The sequence below is a fragment of the Amycolatopsis sp. NPDC021455 genome, from assembly GCF_040640995.1.
GTDB lineage: Bacteria > Actinomycetota > Actinomycetes > Mycobacteriales > Pseudonocardiaceae > Amycolatopsis.
In genome coordinates this window covers 119,532-137,707 of the sequence record NZ_JBFACT010000009.1, presented here as the reverse complement: position 1 = coordinate 137,707, position 18,176 = coordinate 119,532, and the positions used below count along the sequence as shown (strand labels likewise).

The window sequence follows — 18,176 nt, the reverse complement described above, 5'->3', positions numbered from 1 at the left end:
AATGCCGGCCACCCCGGGAGGTCCGGAGGACCACGACCTGACCGCGAGAGAGGTCGCGGACGGCTTGTGGCTGATGGCGGCCATCGCGGCGAACACGACCGAGCCGCCGCCTCCTCCCGCCCAGCCACCAGTGTCTTCAGCCCGCCCTCAGCCGCCCGAGAGCGGCCGGGCGCATCCTCCTCCGATGAAGGAACCCGAGCACGCCGGAGCCGGGCCACCGCCCGGCCTGCCCGAGCCGGTCGTCCCGATGCGGGCCGGGACCGACCAGCGTGCTCCGGCCGCGGGTGCCCGGCCGGGACAGGAGGGGACGCCCACGCCCGGCGCCGCTTCGCCGTTGCCCGATGTGGGCAAGCTCGTGGGCGCCTTCCGGGCGTTCAAGCGCAAGGTGCCTTCGGCCCGGCCGGAGGACGCCGAACTCGACGAGGCGCGAACCGCCGAGGTCAGCGCGGAAGCGGGGATGTGGGTCCCGGTCACCAAGCGGAAGCGGCTGCCGTGGCTGGACCTGACGCTCGTGGTCGAGCAGGCGCCGTCGATGGCGTTGTGGGCCCCGACCATCGCGGCGTTCGTCACGCTGTGCCGGCGCCGGCTCGGCGTCTTCCGGTCGGTCCAGGTACGGCTGCTGGAGACGGGGAAGGCCGGGCGCGCCGAGGGCGGCATGGTCATGGAGCCGGTGCTGCGCGGCGGCACCCCGGAAAGCCCGGTGCGCGGCGCCGGCGAGCCGGTCGGCTCCTCCGGGCGCCGGGTGATGCTCGTGCTGACGGACGGGATCAGCGACGCCTGGCACCAGGATCTGGTGCAGCCGCTGATCGCCCGCTGGGGCCGCAAGGTCCCGGTGGCGATCGTCCACCTGCTGCCGAGGCGGCTGTGGGCGCGTGGGGGCGTCGACGCCCAGAACGCCGAAATCACGACGACCGGCCCGGTCCGGCCCAACGACTCGTACCGGGTCCACCTGACCGACCTGCTGTCCGACGGCCTCGAGCGAGCGGAACCGGCCGGGGACTCGATCGCCGTCCCCGTCCTGGAATTGCAGGAACGCTGGTTTCGCAGGTGGGCGGAGATCGTCACCGGTCGAGCGGACGAGCCGCGGAAGTGCTCGGTCATGGTGGTTCACGACCGTCCGGCGGTATCTGTCCCCGAATCGAGTGAAAATTCGGAGCCGTCGAATAATCAGGTCACCGCTCAAGATCAGGTGAGAGATTTTCACAGTCAGGCTTCGCCATCCGCATTCCGGCTGGTCACGCTCTTGGCGGCAGTTCCGGTCGATATCGAAGTGGCGTCCGCGGTGCAAGCGGAAATGCTCCCGGGTTCCGGCCCGGATCACCTGGTCGAGGTATTCACGAGCGGGCTGCTTCACAACGACGGAACCCGGCAACCATGGGACAGAACGACGCCGTGGGAATTTTCCGGCCAGACGAGAAGGGTCTTGCTCAGCGGGGCACGAAGGTCGGATACTGCCCACGCGGTGCGCGTGGCGTCGCGGCGCATCGGCAGCCAGAACGCAGTGCTGGCAAGGCTTCAAGCAGCTCTGGTCGATCCCGATTCGACACCGGACCCGGAGCCCGAGACGGCGACGAGTGAGGAGATAGCCCTCGAACGAGATGTGATGACTGCCCTGTCCGGCCCGTATCTCTCCCGGGCTGATCGTTTGGGCAGGTTAGCAGGGCTGGACCGATTGGGTAGGCTTGCGTCTGGCGTCGACCTGAATCAGGCTGACGCCAATGTCCTGCCCCGAGGTGAGCGGATGGCTGAGGTGCACAGGGTGGTTCCTGGTGAAACCGCAGCTGCCAAAGAGGAGAGCCGAGCCCTGGTAGAACTAGCGCCAAGCGGTTTGGGTAAACCGGTCACCGCCGAGAAGGCGAGTGTGGTGGCCAGTGTCGGCACGTCTACTTCGCGTCAAGTCCGGCGTTCGGGTGAAGAGGTGCCCCCGATCTGGGGTGCAATTCCGCCGCCGAACCCCAACTTCACCGGCCGTGGCGAACTGCTGGCCCAGTTGAGCGAAAAACTGGGTACGGGCACGACGGCCGTCCTGCCTGCCGCCCTGCACGGCATGGGCGGCATCGGCAAGACCCAGATGGCCACCGAGTACATCTACCGGCACCTGCAGGACTACGACATCGTCTGGTGGATCCAGGCCACGCGGCCGACCCAGATCCACGCGTCACTCACGGAGCTGGCCCAGCACCTTCGCCTGCCGGGGGCATCCGAGGCGAACACCGCGGTGCCGGCGGTCAAGGAAGCGCTGCGGCTCGGTCGGCCGTACCGTCGATGGCTCCTGGTTTTCGACTCGGCGGAAGACCTGGACATGGTCCGGCCCTTCTTCCCGGTCGGCGGCCCGGGAGACATCTTGGTGACCTCGCGCAACCCGAACTGGGCGGCTGTTGCGCGTCCTCTCGAGGTGGCCGTGTTCGAGCGCAGCGAAAGCAAGATGCTGCTGAGCCGACGCGGTCCCCAACTGGATGACACGGACGCCGACCGCATCTCCGAGAAGCTGGGCGACCTGCCGCTGGCCATCGAACAGGCGGCGGCGTGGCTGGCGGAAACGGGCATGACAGCCAGGGAATACCTCCGGCTCTTCGACGAGAAGGTCGCGGAGATCCTCGACACGTCGAATCCGCAGGACTATGAGACTTCGGTCGCGGCGGCGTGGAACGTCTCGTTCGACCAGCTGAGTGTCAGCAGCCCGGCCGCGCACGAGCTGTTGCAGGTCTGTGCGTTCTTCGCCCCTGAGCCGGTGTCGCGCAGCCTGTTCACCGGAGTCCGCGGGCTCACGGTGTCCCCCGAACTCGACGCCGCACTGCGTGACCCGATCAAGCTGGGCCGGGCGGTCCGCGACATCAACCGGTTCGGCCTCGCGAAGATCGACCACCGGACCGACACCATCCTGCTGCACCGGCTCGTGCAGCTGGTCCTCCGGAACCGCATGACGGAGCAGCGCCGCAACGAAATGCGGCACGGCGCGCACGAGCTGCTGGCCAACCTCGACCCGCGGGCTCCGGAATCACCCCGGCAGTGGCAGAGCTACCAAGAAGTGCTGCCCCACATCTACGACGCCGAGCTGATCGAGTGCACTGACCAGTGGGTGCGGCAGCTGGTGATCAACTTGATGCAGTTCCTCTACCACTGGGGGGACCACGAGGGCGCGGTCACGCTCGGGGAACGTGCGGTGCAGGCGTGGGAGCGGGACCGGCTCGAACGGCAGGGCAGGGGCGAAGCACCTATCGAAGACCCGCCCATGCAGGAGCTGGGAGCGTCCGAGCGGCTGGCGTTCTACCTGTGGGCAGTGGGGCGGTACGCCGATGCGGCGCAAATCAGCAAACGCACTTTCGACCGTTACCGCGAGGCGATCGGTGCCGACCAGGAAGAGACACTCAACGCCGCACTGACTTACGCGCTGATCTTGAAGACGAGAGGTGACTTCGCAGAAGCCGCACAGCGGAACGAAGAGATCTTCGTCAAGGCGCGTGGCTTGTTCGGTAACGACGACCCGATCACGCTGAAAGCAGCCAACGACTATGTTACGGCGCTGCTCCTGACGGGGGACTACGGGCAGGCGAACGAACTGGCCGGCGAAACCTACCATCGGCGTGCGGAGGTCTTGGGCTATGACAACACGTCGACCGTCACGACACAGGTCTTGATGGTGATCGCGCGGCGCGAGCTCGGCGACTACCCGTGGGCGAGGATCGAGCAGCAGCAGATCACCGACCGGGTCGAGCGGCAGTATGGTGAGGACAGCATCGGCACCCTCCGTCGCAAGTACCACCTCGCGGTCGCGTGCCGGAAGGACGGCGATCACGACGAGGCACGCAAGATCTCCGAGGACGCCCTCCGCCGGTTCCGGATCCGGTACGGCAACAAACACCCGAACGCACTGGCGTGCGCTCTCGGGTACTCGATCGACCTGCGGCACAATCGCGAGTTCGCGAGGGCCCGTGAACTGGGCGAGGAAGTCTTCGATCTCTATCGTGAAAGCTTGGGAGAAAAGCACCCGCACACTCTCTCCGCGGCGCTCGACCTCGGTGTGACCCTGAGGCTCTCCGGCGATCCGTCGAGTGCGCGGGCCCTGGACGAGCGGTCGTTGGAGGAGTTCCGGCTCCTGCTCGGTGAGGATCACCCGCACACGATCGTGTGCGGGATCGGTGTCGCAAGTGACCTCGCGGCACTGGATCGTGTCGAAGAAGCCGCCGAGCGTGATGCGGAACTGCTGGACCGTTCACGGCGGGTTCTCGGCGAAGACCACCCGACAACGCTGGCAGTTCAGCTCAACCGGTCATTGGACCTCAGGGCACTCGGCCTGATCGAAGAGGCGGACCAGCTGTACGAGGACGTCATGAGCCGCTACCGGCACGTTCTTGGCGAAGCGCATCCCGGCACGATCGCGGCGTCACAGGGAGTCCGCGCCGACTGCGACATCGACCCGATGCCGCTTTAACTTTCGATCAGTGGGTGAACCGGCCGATCCACCCGGCGATGACTTCGACTGCCGGAGTGGAGTCGGTGTTCGTGCGGATTTCGCGGTGTACCGCCCGGACCAGTTCCGGACTGTGCAGCAGAGCTCGTGCCGCCGGTCCGGTGCCATGCGCGGCCAAGGCGAGCCCGAGACCGACCAGCGCGGCCGGGACGTCGGGGTCCACAGCCAGCAGGTCCCGGTAACCGTCCGCTGCCAGCTCGTGGGTACCGGCCACCAGCGCCAGATCCGCGCTGGTCACCCCAGGGACCATCGGCCCGTTGACGGCGAACGAGTTCCGGTCCCGGCCCAGTCGTAGCCGGATCAGGTCGGTCCGCGCGTCGGACCAGCCACCGTCCGGGACGGGAGTCGGCATGTGTGGTTCGGGCAACCGGCCGAGCTTGGGCCATGCCTCCCCTCGGCGCCAGGCGTCGGCGAGGGCCGAGACGGTCCGCGCATCGGGGCGCAGGTGGCGGAGGCGCCAGGTCGCGTAGTGGTCGAGCGCCGCTGTCGCCGCCCAGGTGGCAGGTTCGGCGGGCACCGGTTCCTTCTGCCACGGCGTCAGTTCGGTCGCGATTCCTTCGAGGAACCTACGCCCGGTGGGGGTGAGGCTTTCGTCGTCGTACACCGCGCGCAGGGTGCGCCAGACCGCGGTACGCCACAGCGCGAACTCGAAGGCAGCCAGTTCATGGGCCGGCTCCGCAGCGGACAACGCCCGCCAGAACGCAGTGACCCCGAAGAACGCGTAGATCCCGTGCAGCACACCACCGATGGGCCGGGGGTCTTCCCGCCAAGGTGCGTACAACCGTTCCCGGCCGTCGTCGGCGTGCAAGGTGGCCAGGTGCTGCACGCCGCCGAGCCGGATGTGGTGGAACTCGTGGACGAGTGCGGCCGCGAGTGGCTCGGGATCCGCGCCGTAGGCCACGATCGCACTGCCGAAAGCTTCCCCCGTCGACGCACTGGGCAGCCGGAAGGCCACCGCCGGGGCCGGTACCAGCGATTCGAGGCCGACCGGCAACGTCTCGGCCACACCCGGCAGGTGAGTCATCAGCAGCTGCCACGCGCCGTCGACGACCGTACGCCAGGACTCGACCTCCAACGCCGTGAGGCGCCGAGGGGGAATCGGTTCGTACAGCCCGCGATAGGGATCCACGTCGTCGAGCCTGATTGAAAGCCGCCGGTCGCCGCACCAGCTCGTGACCCGGCGGACCGGTTGCCAGCCGGCGGTCTCGATGCTCAAGTCGTCCGGCAGGCGGACCTCGGTGTCCCGGTTCCGAAAGAAGACGCCGTCACTACCGGCGGAGACCTGTGCCACCCCGAACGCCTCACCTGTGCGGAGGCGGACCGTACCGAGCGTAGGCAGTGAAACGTTGCCTTGCCAGATGGGAAGTTCGGCCTCGAAGGCTGCGCCGGCGTGCACGGCTGCCGCCGCGGCCAGGCAGTGCACGTGCCCGAGGTGGACCCAGAACGGGCAGACGCCGGTTATGTCCTGACGGCACAATCGCGTGGTGTAACCGGCCCAGGTTCCGGTATAGGGGTGTGCCAGGATCGTTTCGACCGCGGCGGGGGCCAGTTCCTGAATCCGGGCGAGCAGCTCCCACGCCGATTCGGGCGAGGGAAGTGGCCCGGAAATCTCCGGTGATTTGGCGACCTGGTCGATGATTCCTCTCAAGAGGAGCAGTCGTCTGCTCCGCTCGGCCGCGCGTAGCCGGCGTACCGACGCGCCGTCACCGCGTCCGCGTGCGAACGTGTCGAAATCGACCCACGACAGGCGATGGGGGGACAGTTCATCCGAAGTCACGGTCAATCGACCCGCCGGGCGCCTCCGCTGCCACTTGCTGTCACGGGGATGGCGGAAACCCGGTCGGCTGCGTGCCGTACCGCGCTCCGTAATTCGCGGCCGTCCAAGGCGCGCAGCCGGGCGAGTGGTACTTCGCCGAGGTCGATGAGCTCCGACGCGATTCCCGCTTCCCCGTCCGAGCGTGGTACGTGCTGCATCACCATTCCCCTTTCGCACGGAGAACGGACCCCGTCGGCCCGCTTCGCATCATCCCGCATTTCCGGCCGATGCAACAGGGACGGATGTCGTTTGCCGTCAGGGTGACACGGGCCGTGCCGCCGCCGTGATCGGCTGCCTCCCCGCAAGCGTGGCGGCGAACGTGTTGACCTGTGACAATGGCGGATGCCGCGAACTCGGGGAGGTCCGGTGCCCATGGACTCAGCCGCTTGCCGCAAGACGTTCATGGCGCTGGGCTTCGCCGGTCACGACGACACCGGGCCTCCGGCGCGCCGGCTCTTCGATCACCGAGGTCTGTGGGAGCAGCTGCGGGCTTCGTTCGAAGAGGCCGGTGTTTCCTGGGACGTTCTTTCCGCAGAGGACACCGGCGAAGGCTCGTTGATTCAGCTTCCCGCCCAGGTAGTGACGACGGATCTGGTGCGCTGGCTGCCCGACTTCTTACTGGCCTGGGTACGGCGCTTCAACGTCTCGTCTGCTGGAGACGTGCACGTGCAGTTGCGCGTGGCATTCCACACTGGAGAGGCCCGCCAGGACAATGATTGCACGGCCGGTGCCGCGACCAGCCACGCCTTCAGTTTGGTGGAGGCGCCCGAAACGAAGAGGGCGCTGGAACGGTCAGGGGCCGCGTTGGCCTTGATCGCCTCGGACTCGTTCTACCGTGATCTCGTGCGAGCCGACTCGGCGGCCGCTCCGTCTTATCGGCGGATGCGCGTTTCGGTCGACGAAACGAAGACGGGAGCTTGGCTACGCCTGCTCGGTGCGGTCGATACCACGTTTCCTGGCCGGAAATCGCTGTCATCGGTGCCTGGGCCGGCCTTGCCGGACTTGGTGGAGGCCCTCCTCGCAGTGTCGTGTGTCCGAGGTGCGGAAGGCCGCCGTCTCCTGCTGGACCTGTTCCCTCGTCGCGATATCGCGGACATCATTCCCCACCACACCGAAGACCGCCTCCACGTGATCGCGTTGGCCATGACGTGCCGGCGGTTCGATCGCGGTCTCGTCGACCTGCTGGACGCGATCAGGCTTCTGGAGCCGGAATCCCCACAGGTCACCGCACTCGCCGCGCTCATCGAGGGTGGGTGAACCCGCACCATTGAGCGGGGCGTCCGGTTCCGGCGCACCTCGTGTCCATCTTTTGCCCGATATTTCTCCGGGGTTCGGTAGGTAAAATCACGATTCCCGGGCTTCCGGGCGGGGAGGTGGTCCGTCAGGTGTCGGCCGGTGAACGAACCTACAAACCGGGACGCGAGCTGCACCTTACGTCCACGGTTCGGGTGGCCGTCCGAGAGGCGATCGTCAATCTGCTCGCCAATGCCGGGTTGGCCGGTGACCGGCCGAGCCGATCGCTGTTGGTGGAACTGATCCACGACAACCTCGGGTTTCAGCTGACGCTGTCCGAACACGTGACCGGGCGGGACCAGCTGATCGACATCGTCAACGCCTGCGCCCGGGTGAACGACGGGATGCACGCGCTCGACCGCGCTGTCCGGATGCTGCGCCCGGGCTCGCCGGAATCCGAGCTGCTGCACCGGCTCGTCCACGAACCGCGGATGCACGACTTGCTGCCGGATTCCGAATTGCTCTGGTTGCGGTCCGTACTGGCCGGATTCACCCCGCCCAAGCTCGGTGCGCTAGTCAGGCGAGCGGCGAGCCCGGCGACCTGCCCGGCCGGTGAACCGGGCGATGCCTGGGCAGCGTTTTGCCTGCTGACCGAGCTCAACACGCCGGCCCACGGACTGCCGCCGTCCTTGGCTTTCGTCGAACTGGTAGCCGCGACGTGCGCGCGACCGCTCGGCGACGAACTGCGGGACTGGAACAGCAGCCAGGCGCGCCGCGTTCAGGGCGAGGAACGGCTGAGTGAACTGCGCGCCGAACGCGACCACGGCGGTGACGGAATGCGCCTGCACCTGGTGATCATGGTCGAGGTGGACGGGATCGATCCCGACCGGCATGTCGTTTCCCATTGGCGTCAGGAGGACCCGCAGGAGTGGCCGCCCGCCAGAGGCGGGATCGCGACCATTCGCGGAGACGAGCTCGAACGCCACGTCGACCGGCTGATCGTCGATGCGGAACGGGCCTGGTCGGAATACCGCGAGGAGGCGGCGCTCGAGTTCGTGCTGCCGAGGGCGCTGGTGAACCTGCCCGTGCACCGGTGGTGCAAGGAACACGAAACCGGGGATCCCCGGCCACTGTTCTTGGACTATCCCATCGTCATCCGTTCGCTGGAACGGATGTTCTCCCGGCAGTGGCACCGGGCCTGGCGCATCCGGTGGGAGGCGATGGCCGGAAATCCCTCCGCCGAACGGGTGTACTACTGCTCTTCGCGGGATATCGCCGAGCGCCATCGACTCGACGCCATTCTCAGCGACGGCAGGTGGTTGATGATGGTCCTCGCCGGCCCACCGCCGACACGGCCGCGCCCCGGCGGCGACGAGCTCGCGACGGGCCTGCGTTCCGGCATCCCCGTGCTGCTCTGGCACCCGGACGCTTCCGCCGAGGTGCTGCACGAAGTCGTCGCGTGGCTCCTCGACGGTGACGGTCTCGCCGACCTGCCCAGCCGGACGCAGAATTCGCGGCGGGCGGCGTTCCGAGAGGTGACCATTCCCGTCGACCTCCGGATCGCCCGGGATCTGGTCGTCCTGTGGGACGACCCGAGCAGGTTGCTTTTCCTCGATGACGGCCCCTACCTGCCGGACGCGATGCGGGAGGAATCAGATGAACGCGGTAGAGCATGCTGAGGAACCGGACTGGTGGATCTACCGCGGCACCGGCCGCCCGCTCGCCGGTGCTTCGCTGGCGGATCTGCTTCCGCCCGCGCCGCCGTGGCGGGCGTTCGACGGCGGACCGCTGCCCGCCGACGACGTCGTGCCGCAGGACGAGGGCGAGGCGGATCGCCGGCTGGGCTCCGAGCACCGGCTCGCCGCCCGGCACGTCGACCCGCACGAGATCGAGATGGTCAACGCGGCGCTGTACCTTCGTCGTCCGCTGCTGGTGACCGGCCGTCCGGGCAGCGGGAAGTCGAGCCTGGCGTACCGGGTCGCGCGGGAGTTGCGGCTCGGCCGGGTGCTGCGGTGGCCCATCACGTCGCACACCACGCTCAAGGGCGGCCTCTACAGCTACGACGCGATCGGCCGTGCCCAGGCCGCCGGTGCCCGGGCTGCGGTCAACCACCGGGACGGCGACCTCGAACCGCCGATCGGTGAATACCTCCGGCTCGGCGAACTCGGTACCGTCTTCCTCCCGCGCCGGCAACCACGCGTGCTGCTGATCGACGAGCTGGACAAGAGCGAAGCCGATCTGCCCAACGACCTGCTCAGCTTGTTCGAAGACGGTGAGTTCACGATCCCCGAGCTGGTGCGGATGCGCAGCCGGACCCGTGAGGTGGAGGTCTTCACGGCCGACCCGGACGCGACGGCCACGATAGTGGACGGCCGGGTCCGGTGTGCCGCCTTCCCGTTCGTCGTCATCACCAGCAACGGCGATCGCGACTTCCCACCGGCGTTCCTGCGCCGGTGTCTCCGGCTCGAAATCAAGGACCCGGACATCGAACAGCTGTCGGCGATGGTGGCGGCGCACGCGCTCGATCCGAGCGATGTCCACAGGTCGCGCATCATCGAGGAGTTCGTCAGCCGCAGCGAGGCGTACGGCGGGCTGCCGGTCGACAAACTCCTCGAAGCGGTCTACCTCGCGACGTCGGGGGCCTACCGCGACGAAGGCGAGTCCTGGCCCCGGCTGGTGGACGCGCTCTGGCGGCAATTGAACTCCATGGCGCCTTGAGATGGCCGGGGAACCGCATGGGCGAACGGGCGACGGCGAGCCGCTGTCGTGGAGCGAGGTCGCGGACGCGGTCTGGCTCGCGGCAGTACTCGGAGAGCCCGTGGCGCAGGAGGCCGGCGAACCGGAAGCATCTTTCGACCCGCCCGAGCCGGGGCTGGACCCCGGACCGCGTCCGGAGCCCGAGCCGGACCCGGTCGCCGGTCCGCCGCCGCTGTCGTCGGTAGGGAAAGCCCGGGTCACCGGGCAACAGCGGTGGCCGGTCGCCGGAGAACACGTACGGGACGTTCCCGGACGCGACAAAGCGAAGCTGGGGAACGGCCTGGCTCCGAGGCCGTCGAGGATGCCTGGGGGCCCGGACATCCTGCGTGCCCTCCGGCCGCTCAAACAGCTACGCCCGTCGCCGCGCGAGGACGAGCTCGAGCTGGACGAGGAGCTGACCGCCGAACAAGCGGTTCAGACCGGCCTCTGGCTTCCCCGGCTCAAGCCCGCTCCGACGACCCGCGTCCTGGATCTCACGGTGGTGGTCGATGCCGGGGCGTCGATGATCTTGTGGCGATCGGAGGTGACGGCGTTCCTCGAGCTGGTGCAGCAGCTCGGAGCGTTTCGGACTGTCCGCATCCGGTACCTGGAAACGGAGACAAGGGCGACCGATGGATCGCTCGCTCCCGTGCTGCGCGGCGGCACGCCGGACGCACCCCAGCACAGCGTGGCCGAGCTCTTGGACTGGTACGGCGGCCGGCTGATGGTCGTTCTGACCGACGGGGTGGGTGAAGCGTGGCGCCGTGATCTCGTCTCACCGCTGCTGGCGCAGTGGAGCAGGCGGATGCCGGTCGCGCTGGTGCACCTGCTGCCCCAGCACCTGTGGAAGAAGACCGGTATCCCGCTGCACCGGGCTTTGCTGACCTCGCCCGGTCCGTTCCAGCCGAACCGCCGCTACGGATTCGACCTCCCGGATGCCTGGATGACGATGGCGGATCCGGAAAAGGCGATCACCGGCGCGGTACCGGTCCCCATTCTCGAACTGGACGGCCGCTGGTTCGGCTGGTGGGTCCGTCTTCTCTCGCGTGTGATCGGCGAGGCGGTGCCGGGGACGGTCCTGCTCGCGCGTGACCAGCCGACGCCCGAAGCCGAGGACGACGAGCCGGCCTGGCCGCTGACGGCGCAGGAGCGGGTCCAGCGGTTCCTCGGTGCCGCGACACCGCAGGCGTTCCGGCTGGCGACGTTGCTGGCCGCGGTACCGGTCAGCCTCCCGATCGCGCGCTTGGTCCAGGCGGAGCTGGTGCCCGAAGCCGACAGTTCGCACCTCGCCGAGGTGCTCACCAGCGGGCTCCTCGGTACGCCCATGACAGGAAGTCCTGGCGGGGACGACGCCGTATTCGATTTCCCGGTCCCGATTCGCGAAGCTCTGCTGGCAGCCGGCCGGCGGGCGGATACCGTGCAAGTAGTGTCTGTGGCCGGGCAGCTGTTCGGGGAACAGCACCCGGTCTTGCTGAGGATCGCCGATGCGTTGGTCGATCCCGACCACGCGTCCCTGCCCGAAGAGGCCGCGGACATCTCCCTCGAGCGGGTCGTGATGCGCGCGCTATCGGGTCCATACGCGTGGCGAGCCGAGCAGTTGCAGGAGCGGGAACGTGAACTCGCCGCGGCGGAGGTGGCTGGCGAGACCACAGACGAAGCGGAAAGCCCGGACACGATGGGACCGCCGGCGATGGTCGAGCCGGGCGTCCCCGACGAACTCGTCGCGGATGTCAGGGAGGAAGCAGCCACCTCGCTGCGCCGGATCCGGCGGATCACCACCGACGCACCGGTCGTCTGGGGTGCCGTTCCCGCCCGCAACCCGGAGTTTGTCGGCCGCCGCGAACTGCTGGACCGGCTCGGTGCGGCCCTGGAGTCGGCCGGCTGTGCGGTCCTGCACGGGCCGGGCGGCTTGGGCAAGACCCAGATCGCGGTCGAGTACATCTACCGGCGGCTGCACGACCACGATCTCGTGTGGTGGGTGAGTGCGCCGCAGGAGAGCCAGATCCGGGCGTCGCTGACCGAACTCGCCCGGCAACTGCGGCTGCCGGGGGCGGAAGAGACCGTCACCGCGGTGCCGGCCGTCCTGGCCGCGCTCCGGGCCGGCAAGCCGTACCGCCGCTGGCTCCTGGTCTTCGACGCGACCGACCAGCCCGAGCTCCTGCGGCCGTTCCTGCCGATCGACGGGCCGGGGCGGATCGTGGTCACCTCACGGGACGTCGCCGGCTCCATCCCGGCGGTGACGATCGACGTCGACCGGTTCGCCCGGCGGGAGAGCGTCGAGCTCCTGCGCCGCTGGGATGCCGGGATGACCTCTTCGGACGCCGACGCTCTGGCGGGAAAGCTGGGAGACTTGCCGATCGCGCTGGTCCAGGCGGCGGCGTGGCGTGCCGAGACCGGGATGCCGGTCGCCGAGTACACCCGGCTGCTGGACGAGAAGATGGCCGAACTCGCCGCCATGTCTCCGCGTCCGACGGACTACGAGATTTCCGTGACGGCCGCCTGGAACGTGTCCTTCGACGGGCTCTCGACCCGTAACCCGGCCGCGCACCAGCTGCTCCAGGTCTGTGCGTTCTTCGCCGCCGAACCGATTTCCCGCAGCCTGTTCGCCGGAGTCCGCGGAGTGTCGATCGCGCCGGAGCTGGACACCGCGATGCGCGATCCCGTCCTGCTCGACCGGGCGCTCCGGGAGATCAACCGGTGCCGCCTGGCCAAGCTGGACCACCGCAGCGGCACCTTGCTCCTGCATCGGCTCGCGCAGCTGGTGCTGCGCGCGAGGATGACCGACGAGACTCGCTCGCAGATGCGGCACGGCGCTCATCTCCTGCTCGGCAACGTCGATCCGAATGACCCGGAATCAGCTCGGCAGTGGCCGCAGTACCAGATGGTGCTGCCGCATCTCCGGCACGCGGAGCTGATCGACTGCGACGACCCGTGGGTACGCCGGTTGCTGCTCAACCTGATGAAGTTCCTGTACGTCTCCGGGGACCACACCGGCGCACTGGCGCTGTCGCAAGAGGTCGTGGCTGCTTGGACGGTCCGGTACGGCGCCGAGGACACGCAGACGCTGGAAGCGTCCTGGCAACTAGGGTTATTGCTGTGGGTCGTCGGCCGGTACGAGGAGTCGTCTGAGGTCAGCGGACAGACCTTGCGGCTCTACCGGCGAACGGCGGGAGCGGATTCGGAACAGGCCTTGCGCGCCGAAATCTTGGTGGCGATCGGGCTGAAGGCCAGCGGTGACTTCTTCGCGGCCCGCGATCTCAACCGGCAAACTTACGAAAAGGTCCGGTCTCTCTTCGGAGAAGACGACCCGACCGCACTGGGTGCGGCGCATGACCTGATCGTCTCACTCCTGCTGACCGGCGACTACGACGAGGCTCGCTGGCTCAGTGAGGACACGTACGAGCGCAGGTCCGAGGTGTTCGGGTACGACAATTGGGAGACGATCAACACCCTCAACATCATGATCATCTGTCGTCGTGAACTCGGTGACTATTCGTGGGCGCGAATCGAACAGGAAAAGGTCGTGGAGCGCGTCCGCGGCCTGTTCGGAGCGGGTACGGGCGGGGTCATCCGCCGCGACTACCACTTGGCGGTGGCGCAGCGCAAAGACGGTTACCACGAGGCCGCGCTGAACTTGTCGGGCAGCGCGTTGGAACGGTTCCGGCGCAAGTACGGGTCCGATCACCCCAACGCCATGGCCTGCGCGCTCGCCCATTCGATCGACCTGCGCAACGCCGGTGATCTGCCGACCTCGCTGGAGCTGGGTGAGCAAGCGCTGGCGCTGTACCGGGGCAGCTTGGGCGCCCGGCACCCGCACACGCTCGCCGCGGAGGCGGACATCGGCGTCACCTTGCGTCTGCTCGGTGATCCGGCCAAGGCACTGACCAGGGACGAGCGCGCCCTGTCGGGACTGCGTGATCGACTGGGCCCGATCCATCCGCACGTGCTGGCCTGCTCGATCAACACGGCGAACGACTGGTTCGCGCTCGGCGACGTCCCGCGGTCCCTGCGGATGAACACCGACACGCTGGCCCGGCTTCGCCGTGCCCTGCCCGAGAGTCATCCCACCACTCTCGCGGCCCGGCTCAACCGGGCCCTGGACCTCGAACGACTGGGTCGCGTCCGGGAAGCGGTCAGTCAGCACCGGGACGTGCTCGCCGCGGCCTACCGGGTGCTGCGGCCCGGCCATCCCGCGATCACCGCGGCGGAGACCGCGGTGCGAGCGGAGTGCGACATCGACCCGATACCGTTGTGACGCGGTCAGGGCAGCGCTTCGCCGATCCAGCCGGCCAACTCGTCGAGCGGCGGTGGGTTCCCGGCGTCGCGCAGTATCCGGTGCACTGCGCGCACCAGCTCCGGCACGCCGAGCAAGGCACGCGTGGCCGGCCCGGGCGGCAGGGAAAGGCCGAGGCCGATCAGGGCCTCCGGATGATCCGGATCCTGTCCGAGGACGGACCGATAAGCGGCGCGCGCTTGGTCGGTCGAACCGGTCACCAACCGGAAGTCGCCTTCGAGCGAGCCCGGCACGTTCCGCCAGACTTGCGACAGCCTCGTTTCGCCGGCACGGCCGAATCGGACCCGGATCAAGTCCGCGCGGGCGTTGGCCCACTCCCCGTCGGAAACGGTGTCGAGACGGCTGCCCGGAACCACCCGCGGGCAAGGCTCCCCGTGCGACCAGGCGCGGACGACGTCCGCGGTCGTTCCGGGCTCGGTACGGATGTGGCGCAGCCGCCAGCCGGCGTAGTGGTCCGCGGCCAGCGTCTCCGCCCACTGCACTGCTTCAGGGGCGACCGGCTCCGATTGCCAAGGGCCGAACACCGCGGCGAGTTCGCTCAGGAACCGGCGTCCGGCTTCGGTCAGCGCGGCGTCGTCCCGGATCGATTCGAGAGTCTGCCAGGTCTGGGTGCGCCAGTGGGCGAACTCGAAAGCGGCCAACCGGTCGTCGGGGCGCGCCCGCGACAGCGCCCGCCAGAAGGCCGAAACGCCGAAGAACGCGTAGACGCCGTGCACCAGCCCCCCGAGCGGCCGCGGATCTTCCCGCCACGGCGCGTAGAGCCGCTCCGTGCGGTCGTCGTCGTGCAGCCGCGCGAGTTGCAGCAGCCCGCCGAGCCGGATGTGCTGGAACTCGTGCACGAGCGCCGCGGCGAGCGTGGCCGGTTCCTCGTCGTGCGGCGCGGCGATGACCGCGCTGCCGAAGGCTTCGCCCGTCGACGCGCTGGGAAGCCGGAACGGGACGGCCGGTTGCGGCACGATCGACGTCAGACCCGCCGGGAGGATCTCCGCGTACTCGGGGAGGTGCTCGACGATCAGCTGCCAGGCTTCGTCCAGCAGGTCGCGCCACCGCACCGCTTCGGCTTCCGCGAGCCGGTCGGGCGGAATCGGGTGGTAGAGGCCGCGGTGGGGATCCAGGTCGTCAAGCCACAGGTCCAGGGTTCGCCCGCCGGCTTCGAGCCGGAACTCCCGGAGGGGTGACCAAGCCGGTGTGCCGGGCGCGACCTGCGAGCGACCGCCGTTGATCGTGAAGGTGCCCGCCGTTCCGTGCACTTCGGCGGTCGTGAACCCGCCACCCTCGTCCAGCCGGGCCGCGCCCAGCGTCGGCAGCACCACGGTGTCGTTCCAGACCGGCACCCGGATCGTGAACTCCAGGCCGGCGTGGATCGCGGCGGCGGCGGCGAGCGTGTGGAGGTAGCCGTAGTGGACCCAGAGCGGACATTCGCCTGCCAGGTCCTGCTCGACCAGGCGGGTGGTGTAGCCGGCCCAGCTCCCGGTGTAGGGGTGGGCGATCACGCGCTCCAGCGCGTCGGGCTCGGCTTCCTGAGCCCGCACGAGCAGTTCCCAGGCGCCTTCAGCGGCGGACGAAAGCGGACCTGCCAGGCGGTCCTCCGTCTCCGCGCGCTCGACGAGGCCGGCGAACAGGAGCAACCGGCGGCTGCGGTCGGCGCTGCGCAACAGATTCACGGCGGTTACTCCGCCGCCGCCGACGGCCAGCTGATCGAAGATGTCCCAGCTGATCGAATGCAGCTCGGGGCCGGACACCAGGTGGTCCTGCGTGCGCACAGTATGTGCCCTTCGGAGCGAATTCAGTCGACGCGTTTGGCGCCGCCTTGGCTTCCGCTGGCGGTCACCGGGATGTGCGCCGAGCGAGCCACGGCGTGACGAATCGAACGGCGGAGTGCGGTGACATTGAGTTTCCGCAGTTCGGACAGTGAGACAGCGCTCAGGTCGAGGAGTTCGGATTTGATCCCCGGCTGCTCGCTGCCACCCGGCGACAGCATGAGGACATTCCTCTCGTCCAGAAGAACCGTTTGGAGCGCGTAAGTTAGCACGCCCACCTTACGCCCATTCGGGGCCGCCCATCACCGATGCGTTGTGGCTGGTCGCACTGAGATTCCAACTCGAACTGCCAGTCGTACCCCTGTTCGATCAAGGTGGCCCGTTTGGCCCATTGGCTAACTACCCTGCGTTACATAGACATCGCGCTTGGAAGCTGACTCAGGTGAGTGTCAATCGGGGCGCGGCCGGTTTCGTTGAATGAGAACAATGAGAAAAGAATGTACTTCGTATGCTCGCACCATTTGATTTCACGTGCTCGGGCAGTATTGTTCAGGTCACGCCGAGGACTGTGTGCAGGAGCGCCGTCAGTTCGGCTTCGAAGTGTGGCCTGGATGCGACGCGGCGCGTGCGAGCCAGGTCGTTCGCGATGGTCAGCGCCGCGTGGACCGTGATCTTCGCCTCCCGTGCCGGCAACTCGGGCCGCACCGCCGAAAGCAGCGTCACCCACTGGGCGACGTAATCCCGCTGAACCCGCAGCAGATCCACCTTGTCGCGGTCCGGCATCGTGACGCGGTCCGCCGAGAACGACACCAGCAGTTCCGGCGTGTGCAGAATCGTGTGCACGTACGACGCCGCCAGGCGGCGCAGTGCCGAGCGTTCGTCCGGTGCCTGGAGCGCGCGCTCGGCCGCCAGGGCGAGGCGGTCCGCCGCCCGGTGGCCGATGGCCACCATCAGGGCCGCCTTGCTCGGGAAGTGGCGGTAGACGCTGGGGCCCGCGATGCCCGCCGCCGCTCCGATGTCCTCCATGCTCACGTCGTGGAAGCCTCGCTGGGCGAACAGTGCTGTTGCCTCCGCCAGGACCTGCTCGCGGCGGGATGGTGTGCCGAGCCGCGACGCGGGGGCCTCCGAAACCGAAGACGGCGAGGGCAGTGTGGCGTTCAGCACATCGAGCGCCAGCTCGACCAGTAGAGCCGCGAAGCGGCGGCGGGCCACCGACGTGTGGTGCACCGACACGCTGCCGAACACCGACAGGGCCGCCCAGCAGAGCAGTTCGGCGTCCTCGGAGGACAGCTCCGGGCGGCTGACCTGCAGAGCTTTCGCCCACGTCGCCAGCGCCAGCGTCGACCGGCGGGCGATCTCCCGCTGGTCCTCCTTCGGCAGGTGGCGCCCCTCCCAGCGCCAGAGCGCCGCGATCTCGCGGCGTTCGACGGCCTGCGTCGCGAGCCGGACGAGGAGGGATTGCAGCTGGTCGGACGGCTGAACCGAGTCCGACAGCGCCTCCGCCGTCGCCGCCTCCAGGTCCTCGAAGCCGCTCAGGACCACGTACGCCAGGATCGCCTGCTTGTCCGCGAAGTGCCGGTACAGCGCCGGGCCGGTGACGCCCGCCGCGTCCGCTATGTCCTTGATGCCGACGCCCGGGAAGCCGCGCGCGCGGAACAGCTCCGCCGCCACCGCGGCCAGCTGGGCCTTGCGGTCGCGCGGTCGGGCACTGCGCTCGACGTCGGTCATGGTGAAAACACCATAGCGGCTAACGGCACAGCTGCAACCCATTGACACCATGGGGTTATCCGGCGATATGTTAATGGGCATTAGCCCTACTGGCCGGTATCATCGGCCGCGGTACGACGACGTCCGACACGCTCGCGA

The 18,176-nt window shown here is 68.5% G+C and carries 9 protein-coding genes; 5 read left to right on the top strand and 4 right to left on the bottom strand.

Going from position 1 to position 18,176, the window contains the following annotated elements:
• The first annotated feature begins 1 nt into the window (after position 1).
• On the top strand, positions 2-4,432 hold the full coding sequence (gene fxsT / locus AB0G28_RS15015; RefSeq protein ID WP_361088404.1) for an FxSxx-COOH system tetratricopeptide repeat protein: 4,431 nt from the start codon (positions 2-4) through the stop codon (positions 4,430-4,432).
• Between the two features lie 7 nt (positions 4,433-4,439).
• Here the strand turns inward: fxsT (AB0G28_RS15015) and AB0G28_RS15010 are convergent, their stop codons facing one another.
• Positions 4,440-5,762: an HEXXH motif-containing putative peptide modification protein gene (locus AB0G28_RS15010; protein ID WP_361088401.1), complete on the bottom strand. Its 1,323-nt coding sequence runs from the start codon at positions 5,760-5,762 to the stop codon at positions 4,440-4,442.
• An 897-nt stretch (positions 5,763-6,659) separates the two neighbouring features.
• Here AB0G28_RS15010 and AB0G28_RS15005 point away from each other — a divergent pair.
• The 4 genes from AB0G28_RS15005 (at position 6,660) to fxsT (AB0G28_RS14990) (ending at position 14,511) form a co-directional block, all read left to right on the top strand.
• Positions 6,660-7,544: a hypothetical protein gene (locus AB0G28_RS15005; RefSeq protein WP_361088398.1), complete on the top strand. Its 885-nt coding sequence runs from the start codon at positions 6,660-6,662 to the stop codon at positions 7,542-7,544.
• 128 nt (positions 7,545-7,672) lie between these two features.
• Complete coding sequence (locus AB0G28_RS15000; RefSeq protein WP_361088395.1) at positions 7,673-9,199, top strand: hypothetical protein; 1,527 nt, start codon at positions 7,673-7,675, stop codon at positions 9,197-9,199.
• On the top strand, positions 9,177-10,238 hold the full coding sequence (locus tag AB0G28_RS14995; RefSeq protein ID WP_361088392.1) for an AAA family ATPase: 1,062 nt from the start codon (positions 9,177-9,179) through the stop codon (positions 10,236-10,238). Before AB0G28_RS15000 ends, AB0G28_RS14995 begins: the two co-directional genes overlap by 23 nt.
• A gap of 1 nt (position 10,239) precedes the next feature.
• Entirely contained in the window at positions 10,240-14,511 is a 4,272-nt protein-coding gene (gene fxsT / locus AB0G28_RS14990) for an FxSxx-COOH system tetratricopeptide repeat protein (protein WP_361088389.1), read from the top strand.
• A 5-nt stretch (positions 14,512-14,516) separates the two neighbouring features.
• Here the strand turns inward: fxsT (AB0G28_RS14990) and AB0G28_RS14985 are convergent, their stop codons facing one another.
• From AB0G28_RS14985 to AB0G28_RS14975, 3 genes are all read right to left on the bottom strand, one after another.
• Positions 14,517-16,313, bottom strand: a complete 1,797-nt coding sequence (locus tag AB0G28_RS14985; protein ID WP_361088387.1) for an HEXXH motif domain-containing protein — start codon at positions 16,311-16,313, stop codon at positions 14,517-14,519.
• Positions 16,314-16,336: 23 nt separating this feature from the next.
• Positions 16,337-16,531 (bottom strand): hypothetical protein, encoded by a 195-nt coding sequence (locus tag AB0G28_RS14980; protein WP_361088384.1) that lies wholly within the window; start codon positions 16,529-16,531, stop codon positions 16,337-16,339.
• Positions 16,532-16,859: 328 nt separating this feature from the next.
• Positions 16,860-18,038 (bottom strand): TetR/AcrR family transcriptional regulator, encoded by a 1,179-nt coding sequence (locus AB0G28_RS14975; RefSeq protein ID WP_361088382.1) that lies wholly within the window; start codon positions 18,036-18,038, stop codon positions 16,860-16,862.
• Between the last annotated feature and the right edge of the window lie 138 nt (positions 18,039-18,176).

What these genes read in the sequence shown, in the direction of transcription:
- AB0G28_RS14980 (WP_361088384.1), bottom strand. Translation starts at nt 16,531, where the DNA reads ATGCTGTCGCCGGGTGGCAGCGAGCAGCCGGGGATCAAATCCGAACTC.
- AB0G28_RS14975 (WP_361088382.1), bottom strand. Translation starts at nt 18,038, where the DNA reads ATGACCGACGTCGAGCGCAGTGCCCGACCGCGCGACCGCAAGGCCCAG.
- AB0G28_RS15005 (WP_361088398.1), top strand. Translation starts at nt 6,660, where the DNA reads ATGGACTCAGCCGCTTGCCGCAAGACGTTCATGGCGCTGGGCTTCGCC.
- fxsT (WP_361088404.1), top strand. Translation starts at nt 2, where the DNA reads ATGCCGGCCACCCCGGGAGGTCCGGAGGACCACGACCTGACCGCGAGA.
- AB0G28_RS14995 (WP_361088392.1), top strand. Translation starts at nt 9,177, where the DNA reads ATGAACGCGGTAGAGCATGCTGAGGAACCGGACTGGTGGATCTACCGC.
- fxsT (WP_361088389.1), top strand. Translation starts at nt 10,240, where the DNA reads ATGGCCGGGGAACCGCATGGGCGAACGGGCGACGGCGAGCCGCTGTCG.